Below are 1871 nucleotides of genomic sequence, written 5' to 3' on the forward strand. Positions count from 1 at the left end.
CCAGAGTGGAATTATCAAAAGCCCCTCAGATGAATTGCACCTGGACGATCTCATACCCCCGCGCGCCGCCGGGCGCGTTGACCTCGATGGCGTCGCCGACTTCCTTGCCGATGAGGGCGCGCGCGATCGGCGAGGAGATCGAGATGCGGCCTGACTTCACGTCCGCTTCCTGGTCGCCGACGATCTGGTAGGTCTTCTTCTCCTCGGTGTCCTCGTCGACCAGCACCACGGTGGCGCCGAACTTGACCTTGTCGCCGCTGAGCTTGGTGACGTCGATCACCTCGGCCCGCGCGATCAGGTCCTCGAGCTCGTTGACGCGGCCTTCATTGTGGCTCTGCGCCTCTTTGGCCGCGTGGTATTCGGCGTTTTCGGAAAGGTCGCCATGCGAACGCGCCTCGGAGATCGCCTCGATGATGCGCGGCCGCTCTTCCTGCTGGCGCCAGCGCAGTTCTTCCTTCAATGACGCGAACCCCTCGCCTGTCATCGGGACCTTGTTCATATGCCTGACCTTTCCTGCCGCCACCCCCGCTTTTCGGGGATGGCCCTTGTCGATGGGTACAAAAAGAAAACGGTCCGGCAGCCTTGGGCTAACGGAACCGTTTCACCGCAATTTGCCTGAATATAGCAATGTTTGCGCGTTTTTCACGCCAAAAAATCCGGTCTTGAAAAATCATCCGCTGCTTTCGCAAGGGCGATCGCCGCGAAAGCAATCATTTGCCGGCGCGGCAACAAAAGGCCGGCCGTGATCGCTCGCGGCCGGCCGGAAAGGTGTCGAGGTCGAATCAGCTTCTCAGGAAATGGTCGATCTGCTCGGCCAGCATGCCGTATTCGCGCGAGCCCTTGCCGGTGCGCTTCTCGATTTCGCTGAGCTGTTCGCGGGCGCCGGCAAGGTCGCCGATCTGGAGATGCGCTTCGCCGAGATATTCGCGTACCAGCGTATAGTCTGGATTGATGCGCAAGGCTTCCTCGTAATAACCGAGGCCGACGGTGATGCGGCCGGAATGGCGATGCGAATAGCCGAGATAGTTGAGGATGCGCGGATCCTGCTTGTTGGCCGCAAGGCTGAGCACGGCGATCGCCTCGTCATAGCGTCCGGCCATCGCCAGGTCGTGGCCCGCTTCGTAGATATTGTCGTCGTCCAGCATGCCGTACTTAGGCGTCACGCATTTCTGCTTCTTCTTGTCCCAGACCTCGCCCTTCTTGCACTTCGGAGTCTGGTCGCCGCCACCACCGCCTTCGCCGGCCGTGAAGGCAGGCGCTACAAAGAGCGGCAGAGCCGCGATGGCCATGACTTGAATCAGCAAACGTCTGCGCATGGAAGCCTCCTGGAGCGTGACAATGCGATACTAACGCCGACCGTCAGCGGTTTCATCCCGGAAAAACGAGGGGCGTTGAAAACCTGCGCCTCAGCCCCGACCTCCAGCATTTTGCCCGGAAACGACCGAACCCCACGTGACGCGCGCTACAAATCGGCTATCATCCTGGCAAACGGCCAACGGAGGATGCGGAGAAGGCCAGTGCAGCAGCGCCTCGAACGGGAATGGGAGCTTTCGATCGGTCCCGACACCGTGCGCCTGTTCATTCTCAAGGCGAAGGCGCTGAGCGCGGCCGTCAATGAGGATTATGCCGACGGCGCCGAGCACGAGATCGAGTTCGACGGCGACACGCATGACAGCCACCATCATGACGGTCTCGTCGAGGAAAGCTCGGAAAACCTCACCGAGGAAGAACTGCGCGAACTGATCGACGACCTCAATGTCGACGAGGCGGCCGAACTCATCGCGCTGGCCTGGGTCGGCCGCGGCGACTACGACGCCTCGGAGTGGGCGGACGCGCTGGCCGCCGCGCGCGAGCGCGCCAACAAGCGCACG

3 protein-coding genes are annotated in these 1871 nt (G+C 61.6%); 1 reads left to right on the forward strand and 2 read right to left on the reverse strand.

Going from position 1 to position 1871, the window contains the following annotated elements; all coding sequences use genetic code 11:
* Positions 1 to 25: 25 nt before the first annotated feature.
* Positions 26 to 499 carry a transcription elongation factor GreA gene (gene greA / locus EN781_RS31630; RefSeq protein WP_126058735.1) on the reverse strand — a complete coding sequence of 158 codons (474 nt, stop codon included), beginning with the start codon at positions 497 to 499 and terminating at the stop codon, positions 26 to 28.
* Positions 500 to 782: 283 nt separating this feature from the next.
* Positions 783 to 1316 (reverse strand): tetratricopeptide repeat protein, encoded by a 534-nt coding sequence (locus tag EN781_RS31635; RefSeq protein ID WP_126058734.1) that lies wholly within the window; start codon positions 1314 to 1316, stop codon positions 783 to 785.
* Between the two features lie 201 nt (positions 1317 to 1517).
* On the opposite strand from EN781_RS31635, the gene EN781_RS31640 reads away from it, so the two are divergent.
* Positions 1518 to 1871: DUF3775 domain-containing protein (locus tag EN781_RS31640; RefSeq protein ID WP_127400688.1), on the forward strand; the 354-nt coding region annotated here is incomplete at its 3' end.

This window comes from Mesorhizobium sp. M4A.F.Ca.ET.090.04.2.1, from assembly GCF_003999085.1.
Lineage (GTDB): Bacteria > Pseudomonadota > Alphaproteobacteria > Rhizobiales > Rhizobiaceae > Mesorhizobium.

What these genes read in the sequence shown, in the direction of transcription:
- greA (WP_126058735.1), bottom strand. Translation starts at nt 499, where the DNA reads ATGAACAAGGTCCCGATGACAGGCGAGGGGTTCGCGTCATTGAAGGAA.
- EN781_RS31635 (WP_126058734.1), bottom strand. Translation starts at nt 1,316, where the DNA reads ATGCGCAGACGTTTGCTGATTCAAGTCATGGCCATCGCGGCTCTGCCG.